This window comes from Paraburkholderia sp. BL25I1N1, assembly GCF_003002025.1.
Lineage (GTDB): Bacteria > Pseudomonadota > Gammaproteobacteria > Burkholderiales > Burkholderiaceae > Paraburkholderia.
Map to the genome: position 1 here is coordinate 213058 of NZ_PVZB01000009.1, position 20103 is coordinate 233160.

Sequence of the window (20103 nt, forward strand, 5' to 3'; positions counted from 1 at the left end):
CCCAACCTCTGCCGACGTCGTGGTCGGCCGGATTGGGTCGAAGGAGGGAGTCACACCCTCCAGCGCCCTTCGCAGCCGCACCAGCCCTATTAGAGGCATGCGGCTACAGCGTTTGCTCGGTTCCAGGTTGGCGACCTGAAACCTGCCGGGGTGGCGCCCCGGCATGCCCTTTCGGGCGTGTGTGTTTGCAGTCTGGCGGTCTGCTCGCCGAACCCTCTGTCTCTGCCAAAGGTTCATCGAGCAGGCCGCCGTGCGTGCGATTCACCCAAGCTTTCACCTGGACGCTTCCCTTGCAAACACGTATGTCCTATTTGGGTATAGCGGTTTTGCCGTGCTGCGCACGGAACATCACTACGTCTCATCACCGCCAAACCCAATCACACTTATTCGGCGCGGTTCGCGCTATACGAAGCATCACGTTTCGCATCGAACCCGCATGCCAGCCTCAACTCCCATCGCCCAGAGCAAAACAGCTGCAATGTCACGAGTACTCGACATGGTGCCGCGCGGATATCATCGTTACATCAGCGGCATCGTTTCGGCCGCAAAAGCAAAAGCGCTGGCGCAGAAGTTTCACGCCCGATACGGTATCGGCTGTACCCCTTCCCAGCGGCTTACGCGGAAGAGCAAAGGCATCGCAAATGCCGTTTTCGTGATGTACTGGCCGGAGATGACCGACAGCGTCGAATGGTTGCTGCTGGCGACGGACGGCAATGGCCTAGATGGTGAGGCCCTGCGCCTGGTATCCGACTCACCGCGCCTGACGTGGTTGGGATACGAACTGGTTCGCCATCCTGCGCGTGCTCGGGCCGTTTGGACCTGGCGGCGCACCAAGGAGGAAATGACAAATTTGCATGCTCTCGTTGCGCTTCAAGCTGGTCAGCGACGTTACGCAGCACTGTCTGAGACGCTGATACGTATCGCGCGGCAACCGGGATTTCACGGCATTCGAGCACAATCGTGGAGTCTATTTCAGGAAGCACGACGGCGTGGATACGATAACGACCTGCCGTATCTTTATCATGTTCAAAAACTCAATCACGGCGAGCGACTGACTTTATCGCCCTAGCCGTGTCAGCGGTCAGATTCAATGACCGGCATCTGTCCAGCGTCCGTCAGGACTTACCCGAGCTCGCCCGAGCGCCGCCAAAGTCTCTAGCAACGTCGGAAGGCGGTCACGCCACCGACCGCGACCGCTGAAATGGGCTGCTACGGCATCGCGGTCGAGACCTGCGCCCGATTGCGCCAGTACATCAGCGACTGCCTTGATTTGTTCGGTCACCCCGGCAGGCCAAGCGCGCGTTACAACTGCTTTGGCGCTAACGAGCACAGCATCATCAATCTCTTCATCGACCTCCTTCTCGGTGTCAACTTCAATGGCTATCTGGTCGTCTTGACCTTGGCTCCTCTGGAATTCTGGTCGCAACCAGCGAACCGTACCAGCTGCTTCTTCTACGACGCGCGCGCTATTGAGCGTCACGAGACGTTCGAGAAGCATATCGGTGTTGGCGGGCAAGTGCAGGTCACTCCAGCCGTACGCTTGCAGCACAGCGCTATCCAGCTCGTCATGCAGACTTTTTAGAACTCCGACAAGACCCCGTTCGTATATGACCTTTTCTTTGGCGGTTAACGCCTCATTTAAGCGAAGCTTTTCGAGCACGTTATATGACGCCGTCACCGTGACATTCGCATCTGCGGCTTGCTGCGCCTTGCGATGAGAGTCAATCTGCACAGCAAGATGTCGAATATGCTCTGCTAGTTCAGGGGACAACCCAGTATCAATACTTGGAAACGGAAATGCTTCGAAGCAAATGGATTTGCTGTACACAGGGTCATTGCCTACACCAAGTCGGCCTCCGGCGGTAAGCGCCCATTGGACGTGCACGGCGCTGGACAGCACGCCCAAATGCAAGGCATCTGCGCTGGCGATGACAATGAGCTTGTCGTCGGGCAGGATGCTCGCATCCACAAACTGAAATACCCGGTGCTTCGCTACCTGACCTGTCACGATGTAGCGCGGAAGCTTATCCACCGAGGCCCGCATACGAGGCTGGTCCTCTGCAAATCGCCACCAGAAATCACGGCGCTTCGGTCTGGGATTATGGTCGCGTTCCGGCTTCACCCTTTCCAATAGACGCTGGTAGACCGATGGAAAGTGCGAGCGTACCTCGTCGGCAGACAGTCCATACAAATCGATGACATATACACCTCTCGGAGAGCCGGTCAGGTCCCGTCCGTTGCGATAGGGACGAATGTGTTGCTCGAGCCCCGGCACCGAGCCCAACCCCAAAGCCGCAGCCTCAACCGGAGTGACGATGAAACCAGCTCCGTGTGGAATTACGCCCCGGTTAGATAGCAGACTATTTGCCATCAATCGTTTTGCTCCGGCCACATTGGCGCCAACCGTCAAGTCCGCTCGAATGACCCCTTGCCGGGATGCGAGCTGTACCGCGACTTCGTCGTTCTCGGCCTCGACCTCTCTTGTAACAGTAGAAAGCTGACCTTCAACGGTTCCAGAAACACCGACTGACATGGCAATGCGCACCGCCGCACCGTTAGCGCCGTCAACCCAAGGATGGTCGGGCACGGCAAAGGCCAAACTGAGCGGCGGCATGGCGATTTGGTGAGCTTCGATAACCCGGCGGTTAAAAATCATGGTCAGACTGTTGGTCGTGATAAGGCCAAAACGCTCGGCGTTGCCCTTGCGCACGGTTTCCGCTGCCTGCTGCCACCAGAACATGACGAAATCAGCGCTTTCGGGCACCTCTGGCCAGGCTGAGCGAAGCGCATCAACATAGCCATCGCCGAGCATCGTCCGCATACGCTTGTTGCCAATAAAAGGCGGGTTGCCGACAATGAAATCGGCGGTAGGCCACGAGGCTTTTCGTGGGCTTAGGTAACGCCACCGCACGACTTGTGCTGACTCGTCCGGGACTTCCTGCCCAGTCACGGGGTGGGACTTCATCGTCACGCCGTTCCAGCGTGTCATCACCTGCCCAGCGGCATCGACAACATGCTCGCGCCGGTCGTACTCCAAGACGGCGTCACGGTGTTCGATATTCCCGTAATCGTGCACCACAGGTTCAGCGACAGCGCTATTGCCGTTTGTGCGAATGTGCCATTGCAAGTAGCCAATCCACAGCACGAGTTCGGCGAGAGTCGCCGCACGCTCGTTCAGTTCGATGCCCAGCAGTTGCCGTAGCGTTACGGTCTCGCGGCCAAGGTCGAGCGCGGTTTGGGTGTCGCCAAGCGCAGCAAGCTGGATGAGGACCTCGCCTTCCAGGCGCTTAAGGTGCTCCAATGTGACGTAAAGGAAGTTGCCGCTACCACAAGCGGGGTCCAGCACGCGCAATGTGCACAACCTGTGCAGGAAATCTTTCACCTGCTGCCGGGCGTCGTTCCACTTGGCTCGCACGGTCGCGTTGTGCTTGTTCAGCGCGCTGAAGTCCTTTTTGGTCTTCACTTCGGGCGGGTGCGCCTCCAACTCCGCCGCCTCGTGCGCTAGCAATAGAGCAGCAGCCTGCGCATCAGCCCATTCAGCGCGCAGCGGCCCAATCACGGTAGGCACGACTAGCCTTTCGACATACGCTCGCGGCGTGTAGTGGGCCCCGAGTGCATGTCGCTCGGTCGGGTCCAGTGCTCGCTCCAGAAGCGTGCCGAAGATTGCGGGCTCCACCTCACGCCAGTTGGCCCGCGCCGCGAGAATGAGCAGGTCAATCTGTTCGCTGGTCAAGGGCAGACTGTAGGTGTCGGCGCTGGCTCCCTTGAACAGCTTGCCGTTGAACCGTAACACTTGTTTGACCAAGGCAGCCGAGAAGCCGCCCTTGTCCATGTCGGCCCAGAGGATGCGCAGCATTTGCTGGAGGGTTGCCGGGTCATCACGATGCTGCTTCAGAACTTCGTGAAAGGAATCTTCGGGCAACAGCCCGACGTCCTCGGCGAACATGCTGAACAAACAACGGGAGAGGTAGGCTGCGACGTCGTGCGATGCGTGCCCAGCCTGTTCCAGCGAACGCGCCAGCGTCGCCAATCGCTCCGATACCTCGCGCGTAACCTTGGCGCTGATGCGCGCAGGGTCAAGCGCGTCCGGATTCGTCCAAATCAAGCGCAGACGCTCGAGCTTGGCCGGGTCTTTCAAATCGCTGAGTGCGATGCGATGGCTGCGGGGGTCTGGGAACGGAATGTATGTCCCGCCTGTGCGGCTGAACTCGGCGTACATCTCGATAACCGTACCGACGTCGACCACCAGCACGAACGGCGGTCGGCCGTCGGCGACTGGCAACGCTCGGGCGTAGGCTTCACCTTGGCTACGCGCCCGCAAGAGGCCGTCGTCAAACCCCTTGGTATGCGCACCGGCCTTCAGCTTTTTAGCTTCGAGTACGAAGTGACCTCGTCGATAGCAGTCGATGCGCCCAGAGCTACTGGAGCCATTTCCGTGCATAAAGGTCACGGGACGCTCAAACATGTAATCCTGCGCTGCGGTCGGATGCGGCTTCGGGACCTCAAGTAGCTCACACAACTCCATCACGAACGACTGCGCGGTTGCCAACTCGCTTGCCGTCACTCCGTGCCAGCGCTCAATGAACGCCTCGGCTTTTGTAATTTGTTTCATCTCGCTCACGGTTATTGCTGGACTTTCATTTGGAATGGGCAATCTTGCGATAATAGCGTTTCATCGCGAAGCGGTCATCGGTCTCCGGATATCAGAATAGAGGCTAAGCCAAATGCCGACGCGGCTTAACCAGTTCGCCTTCGCCACGGTTCGCAGATGTGCACCTATTGGCGCTGATACCTGATAAGGCTTCACTTACCACTCGGTGCCTCACTCGCCGCCCGCGTGCAGCCACGCTGCGACTGTCGGATGAGACACGCCAAGCTGTACGGCGATGGCGCGATTTGACAGTCCTTGCAACGCGAGAACAATGGCTGCGGACCGCTGTTCTTCCGTCGCTGCACGGCGCGTTGGGCCCGAAGCAATGCCACCACGCCGACCTCGTTCTGCCTGAACGGCTCGAAAACCTGCGGGCGTCGTATTCTTCCATGTCCAGCGACTGACACTACGGCCGATACCCGCCACTTCGTTCAGCCCTAAGGGGTCGCCGAACGTATTGAGCGACAATGCCTGCTGGATGCAGGCTTCACGCCACCGATTCTCTCCACCGGGCCCCCAGTAAGCTCGGATGGCTCGGACAGCCCACGCCGACAGCACCTCGAACAAGTCGCAATTGCGGCTAAAACCTTCCGGCTGCGGGCGGCGGGGCAGCGACGACGGCAAATCAACATAATCGGCGAGCAGCCCTAGTTCGTACTGCGGGCAGTTTGCTGGCTCCCACAGCTTCCAGCGTTCATTCAGGGGGTTTTTCGCAAGAGGGCCATTGAAGGCCGCGTCGGCACGCATGCGTGTCATGTAAGCGTGCTCAATCGCGGCCAGATAGCGCTGGGGATGTTTTCTGGCTGCGTCGGTCACACACACAGGTGCAGCAAGTGCGTAGCCGATGTGCGCATGCCCGTTTGCTGGATTCGTTGCGACATAGGTCGGTGGCGGCAAATCAGCGTCGGTCCACGCGCTTGCTGCGTCTGGACGGTCGATGTCAAAGATGAGCCAGCAAGCGAGCGCCGGGTTGCTCATTTGCAAGTACGGCAGAGTCAGCGCTGCGGACAATGGCCGGACTTTTGCCGCGTTTTTCTCGATGCCGCACCACGGTTTGTGCGGCGCATATTCTTCTATTAGGTCTCGGAGGGAAGACGAGGACATGACACACCATTGAGGGTGTGCCACACCAGCAACTAACTATGTTTGCCTTTGCGCTGCTACGAAATTTGTCCTCCGCGTGCTGAGTGCGGCGGATGAGATTCCGCGCCTATACTCGATTGTCAGCGAGTAGCGACGCGCCTTGGGCGCACCCCGCCTTGGTTCCAGCCAGGGCGTTTCCTTTGGGTGCGAAGAACTGCGAGTTACCGCGAAAGCTGGGCCACGGCATGTATTCTCACAAACGGCCGCCGACGCTCATGCGGATGAAACGGCCAACCAGGCGTTGGCATCAGGGTCTGCGTGGCGAGCGACTGTTGTTTGGCATCAAGCCAAGCGTCGACGTCTCCAGACCGGAAGCGAAGCCGGTTGCCCAATTTGATAGATTTGGGGAGGTCTCCGCCGGTGGAGTGGCGGTTATAGATGGTCCGCACCGACAAGCCGAGGAAGGCTGCCAATGCATGGGGCGACATGAGCTGTTGCATGGGTCACGTTTCTGTAAGCAGTCACATGACTGCATATAGTATAAGCGCGCGTTACCTCCGTTTACCGTGATACTTAACGAACGCGCTACAAAAAAACGTATTGCGATTCGGCTATCTCAAAATGGCAAAGTTTACCCGGAACATCTTGAGGTTCATGTGCCGCTTCCGCTTTAAATGCAGCGTCGCATGTTCTTATTCGCATCAACGGATGCGCTAGTTTGAGCGAACGTTCACGACTACCGCCTGCGTCCGTCGGGTTCGAATTGGGATAGGTACGCCGGCGGCACCACCGCGGTAAGCCACACACCATTATCCGAGCGAGTAAAAGCGTACCCGTCGGCATGCATTTGTGCGGCATCCACGACCAGTACCAATGGTTGACCGTGACGAGCACCTACTCGCGTTGCCGTGTCAATGTCGGTGCTCAGATGAACGGCGTGCCTAGCTCGAGACGTCAAACCTTCACCCGAGATACTCGTCCAGTTGCTCCGGGCCGTGCCGTGATAAAGAACAGCTGGCGGCTCCATTGATGCATATCCCAGGTTCACTTCTATCGAGTGGCCCTGCGCCGCGCGTATTCGCCTGCCGTCTGTTGAAAGTGAGAAGCGCTTTTTATCGCTCGTCTCGACGACCGCCAGAATGACGTCTCTTGTTAGTATGGGCAGCGTCCTCAGCCGCTTCGACGCCCGCACATCACGAGCGGCACGCTCGATTGCGCGAATCAATTCATCGACTGATACCCAGCCCTGGTCGTCGAGGGATATGCCAACTATCTCGGGCGCATGGCGCAAAATCTTCGAGAGAAGTCGGCTGACCGCGACGTAATCGTCCGGGATATGCGAATCTGTACCCGCGTTCATGTAGATATACACCTTGCGTCAATTGTGAAGAGGGAGGGTTTCAATCCCTCGTGCGGTGCGTCGCGCGACACCGCTCCCAGTCTTTCTTGGGCGCATCTATCTCCGCTTGCATGTCGCCTGCTGGTCGGTGTCCAGGTCAATTTGATTTTCGGAAGTCGCGTCTCGGCCTCGGATAAGAGAGGGTTGGTGCTCGTTCAAAGAAACGGGGGAGCGCCTGAGGAAGACCCCGTCTTCCCATAGCTTTTTTTGATGCGCAATACGAGCAAGCTGAGAAGGAATCCGACTGGCGGCACCTACAGAAGCGGCAGGTTCTGAAGAACGATGGTTTAGAATGTCCTTCACGATTTTGGGAGTTGTGAAGCATGGCCTTTCGCGAATTCTGCGGCGGCCATCAGTACGGTTTTGACCTCTCCATTCTTAAGAAGTTGAAGCGGCGTCCAGCCACCAAGCTCCTTCGTCGCAGTGGTGAAAAAATCCCATTTGCTCCATCCCGGTGTATCGCGCAAGCGGCGTATGACCCTCGCGAGGTCGTTGCGGCCAATCATGTGCGAAAGAAAGAAGGCAGGGTAATACCTTGCGCGTCCAGCGTTGGCGCTGAAGATTCGTCCCGAAGTGAGGTCTTTTCCCAGCTTCTTCACCGTAATATGTGCAGCGAGGCAAAAGTCCTTCTCGCGTAGCAGCTTTCCGTCCTGCACAAGGGCGTAGCGCGCTGCCAACGCACCTTGAGTCTTCCCCTCTAGTTCCGATGCTCGAACTTTCGAGAGGTGGCTGGAGCGCTTGCGCAGGCGCTCGTCTTCTTCGCGCATCGCGCGCAGGTCGAGGTTGTACACCGTAGCAACGCCGATGATTTTCCATAAGCGGTTTTTAAATAGTCTCCCAAGTTCCGCATCTGGAATGTCCAGCAGTGCCTCGACACCTGCCGGGTCGACCAGAATAGCAGCGGCCACAGCGCGTCCAATCGCATAGTCCACGCGTGCGTCTTCGAGCGCCGTGGTTTCCTCTGTTTGACGAGCGGGCCGTAACATTGTGATTCCTCGTTTTGACATGTGAATACGCGTCTGATTTCAGGCAAGTACAGGTCAACGGCCGAGCCCTCAGCGATGGCATCAGTTCGTAAACGAAAAAACAAACTAGCAAGCTCGACTGATTGCAGTCAACAAATAATTCGCACTGCTTGGCAAATTGCTCATTTAACGCTATACGAAGGCAGTTTTCACTGTTGCGAAGACGCGATACCACGCGTTGTGCTGGACGCACTGAAGAAATCTGTAGCATTTTGTCGCCTCTACAGACTCAAGAACAATTCCGGTGACCTTGTAACCGAAGCGCCGGTAGATTTGGTCACGAAGGCTCGTGGTGCGACTATCCAGCGGTATGAAAACGAGAGGCAGCAAGGTCACAAAAAATCTCCGCCTCCCAGCGCGACTGAGATGAACGAGACAGCAAAGTCACCGAGATTGTCCGGAATTCGGGCGCAGATGGCGTCAGGGCCTGAATTTTCGATAAGGCATCGCGTTAAACCGGCCTCATGCACAAATTTTTATTTTTTCGCTCCTTCGATAGAGAACGCTAGGCACATTTTTGGTGACCTTGTCATCGCAGACAAGTTCGCCCGGACAATTCCGGTGACCTTGCCTCGGTTCGCGAGTGCGCTCACTTCCCAGGACGCCGCATATGGCAATGCTACGTTTCGGAATGCATGGCAGCTCGGAGCGGGAAACTGCCATCGTTCCAACCTGACCATGGCAGCTCGGGGCGGGAAACTGCCACCGTCTCGACTCAATCTTTATTCCAAACCGCCACCTTCGCGGGAGCGAAGATAACAATTTTCCCAAACAATCGTCTGCTTAAGAAAAATATTTCTAATTTTACCCGCATCACAGTGATGAACCATACCTCGACTGCCGTGTAAAGTTCGCCGACGAGCCGATTGCGGCATAAAACGCCATGCGTTGGCAGTTGAATGGTGGCGTTTTGGAATAAGGTCGGCGCTCCACACATGGCGGTTTCGTATAAAACAATGACTTTCATTCGGCGTGGGTTGTTATCAGAAGAGATTTATTGGCATACGTTGCTGACGTCAACAGCCGTGGCATCAAAATTTGGCTATATCATTCCGAGCGCTCGACTGGCGCTCAAACCCGGCCAGCGAGACAGTGCTCGTCCACGGGGAGGGGCACACCAAATAAATCTGAGGGACAGCGATGGCAATCGTGGGAATACGGGGGGCCACCCCGCTGACGGACGAGGTCGAACTCCAGGCGCAGCTCGCAACGCTTTTGCGTTTGGAAAATGTCGGTTTGATGTTGGGCGCCGGAGCATCGGTTGCCGTCGGCGGTAAAACAATGTGGAGTTTGTGGTCCGATTTCGTTGCAACCTCTCCCAACGAAGCCCAGTGGCTCAGAGGCAGTGGGTTCATTCAGCCAGAAGCGCTCGCGGCACCAGATGCTAGAGTTGTTCCCAACGTGGAGCAGCTGAACGATTCACTGGAGATTGCGCTGGTGGAGTGGAGACGGCAAGCAAGTGCCGACGTGCCGCATCTTGAACGAGCGCGTGCGCATTTGACCCGCGCCGTGGTTCGAGCAGCTCAATTGCAACCTGCGTGGTGGCAATCCCCGGGCGGTGCTGAATCGGATGCTGTGCAGCTTCAGCACCATCGCACAGTCCTGCAAAAGCTCGTCGCAGCCCGCCAGCCTGGACAGGCGGCACCATGGGTGTTCACGACCAACTACGACCTTGCGGTGGAGTGGTCGGCAGAAAGTATCGACCTGCAGGTGGTCGACGGATTCTTGGGCGTCCATGGCCGACGCTTTTCGCCTCAAAGCTTCGACCTCGGATTCCGCAACACCCAAGCGCGAGGTGAGGCACGTTTTGGCGTCTACAACATTTACCTCGCCAAGCTGCACGGTTCACTGACCTGGCGCGAAGACGCCGGGCAGGTTTATGAAATGCAGGCGGCCCTTGCAGGAGCCGGCATTCAATCTTTCTTGGACGACCTGACCAAGACTGAGCTCGGGTTCATGGTGATGCCGCGAGCGGCAAAATACATGCAGACCGTCGGCTATGTTCTCGGCGAACTGTTCAGGCGGTTCTCCGAATTTCTGTCACGTCCACAGACAAGCTTGCTGGTTTGCGGCTACGGCTTTGGCGATGAACATATCAACCGGTTGCTTACTTCTGCGCTGCTCAACCCGACACTCCAGCTAGTCGTCTACTCTCCGGAGTTTTCAGGCAATGTGCTGGACCCGGCGCTGCCGGCAGCGCTAAGGAAGTTGCTGTCGCTGAAGAACCCGAGGGTTACAGTTGTCGGTGGCGGCGCCGAAGCGTACTTGGACAAGCTGGCTGCGCAGTTGCCTGACCCTCTTCTGTACGACGACGAAATGCGCCGTTTGGCAAAGGCCCTTCGCGAGCCCCTCGTGCCAGAAGCTCACTTGTACGACCCGGCGGAGGGACTATGAGAAGTCGCCAGCCAGTCGGCTACGTAGTCCAGATTGACGGAGCGGAAGTCACGCTTAACTTGCTCGATATGCATCGTGGTCAGGTCGCGTCCCATCTGCAAGGGGTTTCGACCGTCACAGAAGTGGGCAGCCTTCTGGCGCTGGACGCTGGCAGCCGTATCTTGGTGATGAAGGTCCTTACGCTCAGTTTCGCCGAGCCGAAAGAAGCGCATCGCTTAGGGGTCGGCTCGAGCACCCACCAATCGGAGCCGCTGCGCAATCTAACCGGCGTGGTCGTCGGACGACTTTTCCGAGACGGCGGCGCAACCCGGTTTATCAGCGACTCACTTCCAACACCACCATTGGGGGCTGAAGCTTTTCCACTGACGCGCGAAGAGTTGGAAGCATCTCTCGGCCGAGCTGACGACGAAGACTTGCCGATTGCGCTTGGCGAGGATTTACGTGGCGGTGGCACGCTCCGAGTGGGGCTTGAGAGTTTTCTGTCGCGACACGTTGCGGTGTTGGGAAGCTCTGGCCAAGGCAAGAGTTGCTTTACGGCGTCAGTGCTCCAGCAGGTAGTTCGGTTCCCCCGGGCTCGCATAGTCGTGTTTGACATCAACGGTGAGTATGAGGATGCGTTCCAGCTCGCTGACCTTCCCGCTGGCGCGGTGAAAGTCACGACGCTTGGCGGCAACGAGGCCAACTCTTTCAAAATTCCGTATTACGCCCTTGGTCGGTTCGGGCTTCATCGATTGCTAATACCCAGTGAAAGAACCCAACGTCCAGCGCTTTCATTTGCGCTGGAGCACCTGAACAAGGTCAGATGGTTTGCCGCAGCGAACGGGGCTGGGCTGGCAGCTGACGCGGCGGCAACATTATTTGACGACTGTCGGCAGGCCGGCGCCGCCGACGCCGAAGCGCGGATGCAACGCATTCGGAACGGCACGGCGCCCGTGGTTGCACAGTGGCCACATATCGCTGCGCTGGCCGCGCTTGTTGCGGAGAGCCACGGAATACAGCCTGGCAGAAATGGACCCGAGCGTTCGAGCTTCCACTATTCGAATGTCTCGCCCTTGGTTACTCGAATCCATCGCTTTGCAGAAGACCCGATGTTCACAGACGTTGTCGACGTCAATGGCGGCGCAGGCCACGGCGCGCAACTCTCGTGGACGGATGAGTCGGCCAATCTGGTGGAACGCATCTTTGGCGGCCAGGAGGTGGACTGGCGCGTGCATATCATCAACCTGCGCCGCGTCTCTCATGACCTTACGCCATTCGTCCTCGGCTCACTTTTGGAACTCTACGCATATGAGCTTTTCCGACGTGGCCAGCATCAGGCGGTCCCAACTCTGCTGGTTTTGGAGGAAGCCCATCACTATATGCGTCCGATTGGCTCGGGCGAAGACGCAAACGAGAACTCGCTGGCTTACGAGCGTCTGGCGAAGGAAGGACGGAAATTCGGCTTGGCATTGTGGCTCAGCACGCAACGGCCATCCGAAATTTCTCCTACGGTGCTTTCGCAGTGCAATAACTGGGTCACGTTCCGGCTGACGTCAGAAAAAGACCTCGCAGCAGTCCAGTCAGCAAGCGAGTGGGCGGACAGAAGGGAAGTCAGGCGCATAGCCGGCCTTGCGCGACAGACCGCCATCGTCTTCGGCGGAAGCATCGCTATGCCGACGATGCTGCGAGCGCCTGATGCTTCGCCGAAGCCTCGCTCCGATGATGGCGCGTTCCGGAGGTGGGGGATGCAGCGACCTTAAACGTCTTGCATTAAGGGACCATCGCGTCGCTAGCCTGCTAGACCTCCTGAGCGAATCTCGCCGTGTCCTATTAGGACACGGCGCGTTCATCAACTTGAGTCGTTCGAGAACAGCATGCACAAGCCGCCCGGCATTACTCGTCCAGAAGTGCGGAAACTCGCGATACGCTGTCGGCCCATTCCGAAGACAACAAGGTCTGAATCGCGCGATTAAGCTCGTCCTTGCGCTCATCATCAAACCACTGTTTGCTTTGGGTCACCACGCGGTCTCTGTATCCAGGCCCCTTGCCCCATTCGTTTTCGCAGTTTCGCCAGAAGGTGGCGTCTCGTCGCATTTCCTCTTCGAACAGCGTCTCACCAAGCAGTCGCATCTTGACGAGTACACCGTCGAAAGCAGCGAACATCACCTTTTCCGCCTGAGAAACCAAGGGTACCGCCATAGCGAAATCAGGGTTCGTCCGCAGATTTTCGGCGACGGCTTGAAATGCCTTTAGGCTGCGACCAAGTGAATTGGCTGCCAGTACACGGGCGCCGTGCCCAAGCTCATTGCTGTAGTTCAGATTTGGCCAATCACCACCACGCCGCACTGCCGCATGAATCGTACTTGCATGTGCCTTGACCAGTTCGCTCATCAAACTTGCTTGCAATTGTTGTTTTACGGGCGGGCACTTAGCATTTTGCGTCAACCAATTCTTCAATTGGGCAGCGGCTTCCCGGATGACGGCCTGCGTTTGCTCACGTTCCTGGTTTCGGATGACTTCCCGGATATTCTCGGTAGCCTGCTCAAGCCGCCGCGAGAACTCATCTCGGACTCGCCGGAGTTGCTTGGCAACAAAGTCCTGAAGGGTGGAAGGCGCGTCCTCCCGGGCGTTAAAGAAACCGACCGGCAAATCGGCCAGCCCCAGCGGCTCAAGCGCCGTCGCGACTTGGTCGCCCTTCAGTTCATAACCCTCCTCTGCGGACTCAACCCTTTCGCCACCATCGTCTTTCACCGCCAAAGCCTCTTCCGGGCGCGGCAGGGCGACCACCGCAGCCTTGAGCGCCAAGTTTCGAATGCCTGCCTCGCGAGCGCGCGTAAGCAGTAGGCGGGCTTCGGCGCCGGGCGCGTTATTGAAGCTGGAGCAAAGGACCGCCAAAGTATGAGGGTCGTGAAGGTGCATCTCTAGGTCGGCACGTGCGGCCGTTCTGTCGATGCCTTTGGTATCGATAAGGCGGGTAGTGAGGTCGGTTGTCTCGAGCAGCTTTACTGGCACGACCACTTCAATCCGCTTCGGCAGGGTGAATTCGGCCAGCCGCCCGTTGTTGATAGCTTCAAACGTCTCCTTCAGCCACGTGAGCGGAGCCTTCCCCGTAGACGGGTCGTACCAAATGTGTCTCGTATCACGACGGTGTAGCTCCATGCGAGAGAGAACTTCGACCACTACCTCCCGCGTCGACTCGTAACGCTGAGCCATCTCCTTCGCGTCGTCACGCCGAACCGTTTTTCCGTCTATTTTTTCTTTCCGAAGCCTCAGTCCAGCCATGTTCCGGATAGCGCGCTCGATTTCGCGCGAAATACCCTGGCCGTCAGCCTCGGAGGCGTCAACATCGTCACCTGCGCCGTGCGCGCCCGCATGACTGACATGGTCAGCGAAGTCGGCAACATGCTGACGAATTTCTTCATCGGAGCATGGTTCCACGGTGATGCCGTACTGAGGACCGGTTTGAAGATGCACTTCGCACACGGTAATACCGCCGGCACCAGCCTCAAGCACTGGTTGCGCCGGGGCGCCCTCCTCCTGCACTTCGAGCCCCGTCATTCGGCAGATTGCCGTCGATTTACCAATGCCAATGCTGCCGATGAACGCAACCGTATGCTCCCGTTTCTGCACCAGGCTCGCCAAATACTGCAACTCTTCCTGATATTCGTCGAGCCGTCGTTGGAACGAGCCCGATACATCGTCGGATGCCGCGAGATTTCGCAACTGCTGAGCAGCGAGTTCCGCTTCCCATAGAAGCTCCTGCTCCGGGTGGTCAAGAGGTGGCTGCGGCAGCACCTGCCACTGCCGTTGGATGCGCTCTCGAAGCTTGAGGGCTTCTTCCGACCCAATGGCTCGCAGCACTTCTTCGAGTTCTTCGGCGCTCAGGTCACGTTCGCCGCTTTCGACTCTCGAGAGGACCGCGGGACTCCACGTGACCTTACGGGCGAGCTCCGCCTGCTTCAGGCCTACCTGGTCTCGGAGACGAGCCAGATGATGGCCGAGGGCCATTGATGTCAAGATTTGTCCAGTCATACTCGCTCCCCGTTTTCGTATGGAGAATTCAGTGTAGCGGACTTCGAATGGTTGCAACAACGTTTCACATATCATTTGCAACGTTGCGACATCGTTGCACGGCAGCCCTCTGTGAACCGGACGCGTAAGACGAATCCATGTATTTCGCTACCTCGATAAGCCGTTTCGCAGAAAAATGAGCCTGCGGGGCCGCCCAGAATGGCAACTTTGCGACGTTAATGGTGGCGTTTCCGAATGAAGGCCCGGCATCGGCTCGCTGCGCGCGGGGCCGTGCGCGTTCGGTCTCGAACGGATGAGTGTCCGCGGTTGGACACATCTTGGGCCGACGCGACCAGCGGCGTAGGCAGTGTCCAAGGTTGGACACATCACTTCGGTTCGAGGATGGGCAGCAGTAGTCCGAACTCTAGGCGCCTGGCGTCCTCCCGGACGGCGGCATACGCCGGTTTCGTGCCGGGCAATCACTAACCATTTATGAGAAGCTCGACCGTTGCGTCTTTTTCGGTTTGAGAATGGTGTCCTTGAAGCTAGCGGAAACAGTACTACCTGGGCAACGCTATTACCTGTCCAAAAAACGATGGTTTCCCGGACACGCGTCGAAGTGACGACAACTAGCCGGGCTATACCCATTTGAGTGTTCGACATTCCGTCCAACATTCAACGTTCAACAAAGGGGTATACATGGCGGTTATTGGATACGCGCGGGTCAGCACCGTTGAGCAGACGCTCGACATGCAGCGGGACGCGCTAGAGGAAGCAGGTGCTACCTGCGTCTATCAAGACACGGCGAGCGGCAAATCGGCCGATAGGCCAGAACTGACACATTGTTTGAAGGCGCTGCGCGAAGGCGACACTTTAGTTGTATGGCGGTTGGACCGACTCGGGCGGAACCTCCAAGACCTGATTCGAATCGTCAACGACTTGGAGCAAAGCGGCATCAAGTTCAAATCGGTAAAGGAGTCCATCGACACAGCCGGCCCAGCAGGGAAACTCGTCTTCCATTTGTTTGCCGCATTAGCCGAGTTTGAGCGCGAACTTGTCAGGGAGCGAACCGTCGCCGGTCTGGACGCCGCCCGTGCACGGGGTCGGAAAGGAGGTCGACCGCGACTATTAGGCGCGAAAGACACACGTGCCGCGCTGGTGATGATGAAAAACAGGGAGCTTTCTGTCGCCGAAATCGCGCGACGTTTCGGGGTGTCCCGCTCCACTCTGTACAGCCTTCAATCAACAAATCGAACGGCTATCCGATAACCGTGTCGGGCCGACGCCGTGTCCTTTAAGGACACGATGGGCCAGCTGGGATTTCCGCGCGAGCGAATCTCGCCGTGTCCTACTAGGACACGACGCATCACATCCTTCGACTTCACGGTCGCGAACGTTGGTCAGTAGAGAGCCAAACCGAGCAAATCCGCGGCGCCCTTCTTGAGTTCGGGTATGTAGCGAGCAAGCTTTTTCGGCTCAACCACCGTCGCAAAAGCGGAAGTCGACATGCCGAATTCACTCCCTGCGGTGCTGAGCTTAACGCCCATGTTGTTCATGGTCCTGATGCCTGCCATAACCAAGGTGACGGGCGATGTTAGGCCGCTATCGCCAGTTTCCAGCGCCCGATTCACCGCTTCAATCCAGCCCTGCACCGTGAACTCGAGTTCAGAGTGCGTATCACACACCACGAAGTTCAAGATGAGCTTCCGAGCCTCGTCCTTTTGCTCCGCGGAAAGCGTCACGGGCGGTTTCACCTTTGCCTTTTTCGGCTCGGCGGCAGGGGCCACTGCAACCATTTCGGTCTCGCCGCTCCCACCGCCGTCGGCGCTTTTGAACTCGGTGCCGGCAACCAACTTCAACATCCAACCACTCCTTTTAACAGGTACAGCACGCACAGGTTCTAGTTTTCAATGACCCGTACAGACTCTCGAGGTCCCAAGCGTCGCAATTTGCGACACTTGGGTCTAATGGCACTTGGGATGGCCGCGGCAGTAACGGCCGTTCAGCCTGCAATCAGCGAACCGAACGGCCATCAGATTACAGCGGGCTACACCGTGTCCAGTAGGACACGGCGCGCAGCACCTCCCGGTTCGGTTTAAAAGTGTCCGTATCTCTCGCGTGTTTGAAATCTCGAATTCGTCTTTTTTCTGGCAAGGCGTCCATTGAGGTTTACGACGTCCGACCCGTTTTCTTAAATGTGCGCCAGCGTGGACACAAGTTTGTCGCTCTGTGTAGGTACTTTTACTGACCCACCTTGTCGATCGTCGGCCTGCCTGATCTGGAAGTGCGCGAAAGCCGCGAGCGCGTGCGCGCGGCGCTGCAAAACTGCAACTTCGACTTCCCCGTCCGACGCATCACCGTCAATCTCGCGCCGGCCGATCTGCCGAAGGAATCCGGCCGCTTCGATCTGCCCATCGCTTTGGGCATTCTGGCGGCGAGCGGCCAGATTCCTGCCGAGTCCTTGCTGCATCGTGAATTCGCGGGAGAACTGTCGCTGACTGGTGCGCTCAGACCGATGCGCGGCGCTTTCGCCATGGCATGCGGAACGGCGCGCGGCGGCGCGGCTCAAGGCGGCGGCGCTGTGGCGCAATGCGCCGGGACGGCGAGCGAGCTTGCTGTCGGCGAGGCAGCCGTACATTCCACGCCTCAGCTCTATCTACCCGCTGCGAGCGCGGCGGAAGCGGCGCTCGTACCCGGCGTCGATGTCTACGGCGCCGCCGATCTGCCTTCGTTGTGCGCTCACCTCGCGCAAGCGCCCGACAGCCGCCTCTATCCCGTCGCCGCGCCGAACCTCGCCGAAAGCCCAGCGGCCGTTATGCCGGATATGGGCGACGTCATCGGTCAACGCGGCGCGCGCCGGGCACTCGAAGTTGCCGCTGCCGGCGGGCATCACGTCTTGCTGGTCGGGCCACCCGGCGCGGGCAAATCCATGCTCGCCGCCCGCCTGCCGGGCCTGCTGCCGCCCATGACCGACGACGAGGCGCTCGCTTCCGCCGCCTTGCTATCCGCCAGCCGGGCCGGCTTTACGCCGTCGCAATGGCGTCGGCGGCCGTTTCGCGCTCCGCATCATTCGTCGAGCGCCGCCGCGCTGGTCGGCGGGCGCAATCCGCCGCAACCCGGGGAAATTACGCTGGCGCATCTGGGAGTGCTGTTTCTCGACGAGCTTCCTGAGTTCGATCGCCATGTCCTGGAAACGCTGCGGGAACCGCTCGAAGCCGGCCGCATCACGATTTCACGCGCCGCCTTACAGGCGGATTTTCCGGCTGCGTGTCAATTGATCGCCGCCATGAACCCTTGCCCATGCGGCTGGCGCGGCGACCCCAACGGCCGCTGCCGTTGCACGCCGGAGATCGCTGCGCGCTATCTGCGCAAGCTTTCCGGCCCCCTGCTCGACCGCATCGACATCCAGCTCGAGATACCCGCTCTCACCCCAGCGGAACTGTCCGCGCGCTCGACGGCCGCCGGCGAAACAAGCGCCGCCATCGCGGCTCGCGTCAGCCGCGCCCGCGAGCGGCAATTAAGGCGTCAGGGCAAAACCAATCGTGAATTGGGAGGACGGGAAGTGGACGAGGTCTGCCGCCCCGACTCTGCCGGCGAGGCCTTGTTGCGCGAAGCCGGGGAACGCTTCGGCTGGTCTGCGCGCGCGTACTACCGGGTTCTGAAGGTGGCACGCAGCATCGCCGATCTCGCCGGCGCGCCGATGCCGAGCGCCGCGCAGATTGGCGAAGCGATCCAGTATCGCCGGGCTTTTGGCTCTCTATGAGGTGAAAAACATGCTGTCAAGACTTGACTTATGCACACGCTCGCGTTCCAGATAAATTTTGAAACAACTGAAAGGTACGCTGGGAGCCGCATCCAAAAGACGTTGATTTGATTGAGTTTTTTTAGCGGCGTCGAGAGGGCCGAATCTGACAGAGTGCCCATAGAATGGGCATCTCCAGCCAATTTTCGCGAGTTCTCAACAGAGTTATCCACAGGAACGGTGAGCAACAGAAAAACCTCAACGTAAACCGGGAATTAGCGCGCAAAGCTGCGAAGGAACTTTCAGTGTGCGCAGCGCCGCTGCCGCGCCGTCAGGCGTCGAATCGGCCAAAAATACCGCACTTAATACAGTTGGAACGACGAAAAAAATTGGTCGACCTGTTCCTGCTGCATCGGCTTTGACGCGATGATCGCAGCCTGATACACATGCCGTCCGCGCGCCACGAGCCGGGCGTAGACAGTGCGGGACTCGTGCAGCGAGCCAGCTTCGCCGCTCAGTTTCATTTCCAGACCGAGCACCTGGCCGCCGGCAGCAAGCGGGATCTGCACGGCACGCGCATCAGGCGGGGCGCCCACGTTGCGGGCGAGGCCGGTGCGCAGGAAATCGAGCGCGGCGCGCTGCGTGGCTTCGTCGTCATTGGGCAGCATGACCGTGCCGACCGCGAAAACGGCGTCGCCGGCTTCCGCTGTCTGCATCGCCATCTGCATCGGCGTGCCGTTGATCTGCACGGCCCGCTGATCGTTGCCCGGCTTGGCCGGCAGGTCGACGGTGTAGCCGTTGTCGTTATTCATGATGGTCCGCCAGTCGAAAGTGGGCGAACAGGCGCTCAGCGCGGCGCTCAACACCAGCCCGCAAGCGAGCGTGCTCAACACCATGCGCGCGCTCGCCAATTGGGCCGCGGAATCCATTGGGCGGTCGCCGCCCCCTATCGGGCGCGGCAACCGGTCAAAAAAGCGGGCCGCCGAGTCGCTGGCAGAAGTAAGAAAGAACGGGGTTCGAGCGAGAAAGCGACTAACGCAAAAAACAGTTCGGAGCATGGGGACAGAAGACCAGACTGACGAGGACGTAAAACCCTATTATCCGCTCCTGGCCTGCGGCCTGCCGCACCGCCCGAATGGGGCTACAATAACGGGGCCGTTCAGCACCGGGCCGAAAACCCAAGCCGACGCATTGTCCCGCGCGTTCCGCGCGACTCCTGAGGTTCCGTTCATGAGTTCCACGCCGTCCTCCGCCACCCGGCGAGCGAATCCGCTTCGCTACATCATCATTGCCGCCGTGGCCGTCGCGATTGCCGTCGCCGGTTATTTTGCGTTTGCCGGCCAGCAGCGCGTGCCGGACGCGACCTTCACGTTGCTGTCCGGTCAGAAAGTTTCGACCGCCGACCTGAAAGGCAAGGTCTACCTCGTCAACTTCTGGGCGACGAGCTGCGACACGTGCATGAAGGAAATGCCGCAGATGGTCCAGACGTATAACCGCTTCAAGGGCCAAGGCCTCGAATTCGTCGCCGTGGCGATGAACTACGATGCGCCCATGTACGTGGCCAACTACACGCAAACCCGCCAGTTGCCGTTCAAGGTCGCAATGGACGACGGCTCGGCCGCCAAGCAGTTCGGCAATGTCCAGCTCACGCCGACCACGTTCCTAGTCGACAAGGACGGCAAGATTCTCAAGCGCTATGTGGGCGAACCGCAATTCGCGGAACTCGACCAGTTGCTCGAAAAGGCGCTGAAACCGGCCTGAGCGAGCAGCGCAGTCTGACCCGATCCGACTGAATCAAACACGCCGGCCTCGCATCGCG

14 protein-coding genes and 1 pseudogene are annotated in these 20103 nt (G+C 58.7%); 6 read left to right on the forward strand and 9 right to left on the reverse strand.

All coding sequences use genetic code 11. The features are described from left to right. The first annotated feature begins 250 nt into the window (after positions 1–250). On the forward strand, positions 251–1069 hold the full coding sequence (locus tag B0G73_RS15700; RefSeq protein WP_258193326.1) for a hypothetical protein: 819 nt from the start codon (positions 251–253) through the stop codon (positions 1067–1069). An 18-nt stretch (positions 1070–1087) separates the two neighbouring features. Here B0G73_RS15700 and B0G73_RS15705 read toward each other — a convergent pair whose 3' ends face one another. The 6 genes from B0G73_RS15705 to B0G73_RS15730 form a co-directional block, all read right to left on the reverse strand. Then, a complete protein-coding gene (locus B0G73_RS15705; RefSeq protein WP_106282222.1) occupies positions 1088–4612 on the reverse strand; it encodes a DNA methyltransferase in 3525 nt (1174 codons plus the stop codon). Positions 4613–4822: 210 nt separating this feature from the next. Then, positions 4823–5755, reverse strand: coding sequence for a replication initiation protein (locus tag B0G73_RS15710; RefSeq protein WP_106282224.1), 933 nt, complete (start codon positions 5753–5755; stop codon positions 4823–4825). 200 nt (positions 5756–5955) lie between these two features. Continuing rightward, positions 5956–6234 (reverse strand): AlpA family transcriptional regulator, encoded by a 279-nt coding sequence (locus tag B0G73_RS15715; protein ID WP_106282226.1) that lies wholly within the window; start codon positions 6232–6234, stop codon positions 5956–5958. Between the two features lie 236 nt (positions 6235–6470). Beyond that, positions 6471–7094, reverse strand: coding sequence for an RNA 2'-phosphotransferase (locus tag B0G73_RS15720; RefSeq protein ID WP_106282309.1), 624 nt, complete (start codon positions 7092–7094; stop codon positions 6471–6473). A 338-nt stretch (positions 7095–7432) separates the two neighbouring features. Beyond that, positions 7433–8119 (reverse strand): hypothetical protein, encoded by a 687-nt coding sequence (locus B0G73_RS15725; protein ID WP_106282228.1) that lies wholly within the window; start codon positions 8117–8119, stop codon positions 7433–7435. Positions 8120–8873: 754 nt separating this feature from the next. Then, positions 8874–9125, reverse strand: a complete 252-nt coding sequence (locus B0G73_RS15730; RefSeq protein ID WP_146144186.1) for a hypothetical protein — start codon at positions 9123–9125, stop codon at positions 8874–8876. Between the two features lie 173 nt (positions 9126–9298). Between B0G73_RS15730 and B0G73_RS15735 the strand changes: the two genes are divergently transcribed. Continuing rightward, complete coding sequence (locus B0G73_RS15735; protein ID WP_106282232.1) at positions 9299–10552, forward strand: SIR2 family anti-phage-associated protein; 1254 nt, start codon at positions 9299–9301, stop codon at positions 10550–10552. Further along, entirely contained in the window at positions 10549–12291 is a 1743-nt protein-coding gene (herA, locus tag B0G73_RS15740) for an anti-phage-associated helicase HerA (RefSeq protein ID WP_106282234.1), read from the forward strand. The genes B0G73_RS15735 and herA overlap by 4 nt, the downstream gene beginning before the upstream one ends. Before the next feature lie 133 nt (positions 12292–12424). On the opposite strand, the gene B0G73_RS15745 is transcribed toward herA, so the two are convergent. Next, the gene (locus tag B0G73_RS15745; RefSeq protein ID WP_106282236.1) at positions 12425–14563 is read right to left on the reverse strand and encodes a helix-turn-helix domain-containing protein; all 2139 of its coding nucleotides are present in this window, start codon (positions 14561–14563) and stop codon (positions 12425–12427) included. Between the two features lie 678 nt (positions 14564–15241). Between B0G73_RS15745 and B0G73_RS15750 the strand changes: the two genes are divergently transcribed. Beyond that, positions 15242–15811, forward strand: coding sequence for a recombinase family protein (locus tag B0G73_RS15750; RefSeq protein ID WP_106282238.1), 570 nt, complete (start codon positions 15242–15244; stop codon positions 15809–15811). Positions 15812–15942: 131 nt separating this feature from the next. On the opposite strand, the gene B0G73_RS15755 is transcribed toward B0G73_RS15750, so the two are convergent. Further along, positions 15943–16404 (reverse strand): hypothetical protein, encoded by a 462-nt coding sequence (locus tag B0G73_RS15755; RefSeq protein WP_106282240.1) that lies wholly within the window; start codon positions 16402–16404, stop codon positions 15943–15945. Positions 16405–16790: 386 nt separating this feature from the next. Here B0G73_RS15755 and B0G73_RS15760 point away from each other — a divergent pair. Then, positions 16791–18305: pseudogene (locus B0G73_RS15760) on the forward strand (YifB family Mg chelatase-like AAA ATPase); the annotation flags it as partial. Positions 18306–18646: 341 nt separating this feature from the next. Here the strand turns inward: B0G73_RS15760 and B0G73_RS15765 are convergent. Beyond that, complete coding sequence (locus B0G73_RS15765; RefSeq protein WP_106282241.1) at positions 18647–19213, reverse strand: hypothetical protein; 567 nt, start codon at positions 19211–19213, stop codon at positions 18647–18649. A 301-nt stretch (positions 19214–19514) separates the two neighbouring features. Here B0G73_RS15765 and B0G73_RS15770 point away from each other — a divergent pair, with 301 nt between their 5' ends. Continuing rightward, positions 19515–20045, forward strand: a complete 531-nt coding sequence (locus tag B0G73_RS15770) for a TlpA disulfide reductase family protein (protein WP_106282243.1) — start codon at positions 19515–19517, stop codon at positions 20043–20045. The last annotated feature ends 58 nt before the right edge of the window (positions 20046–20103 follow it).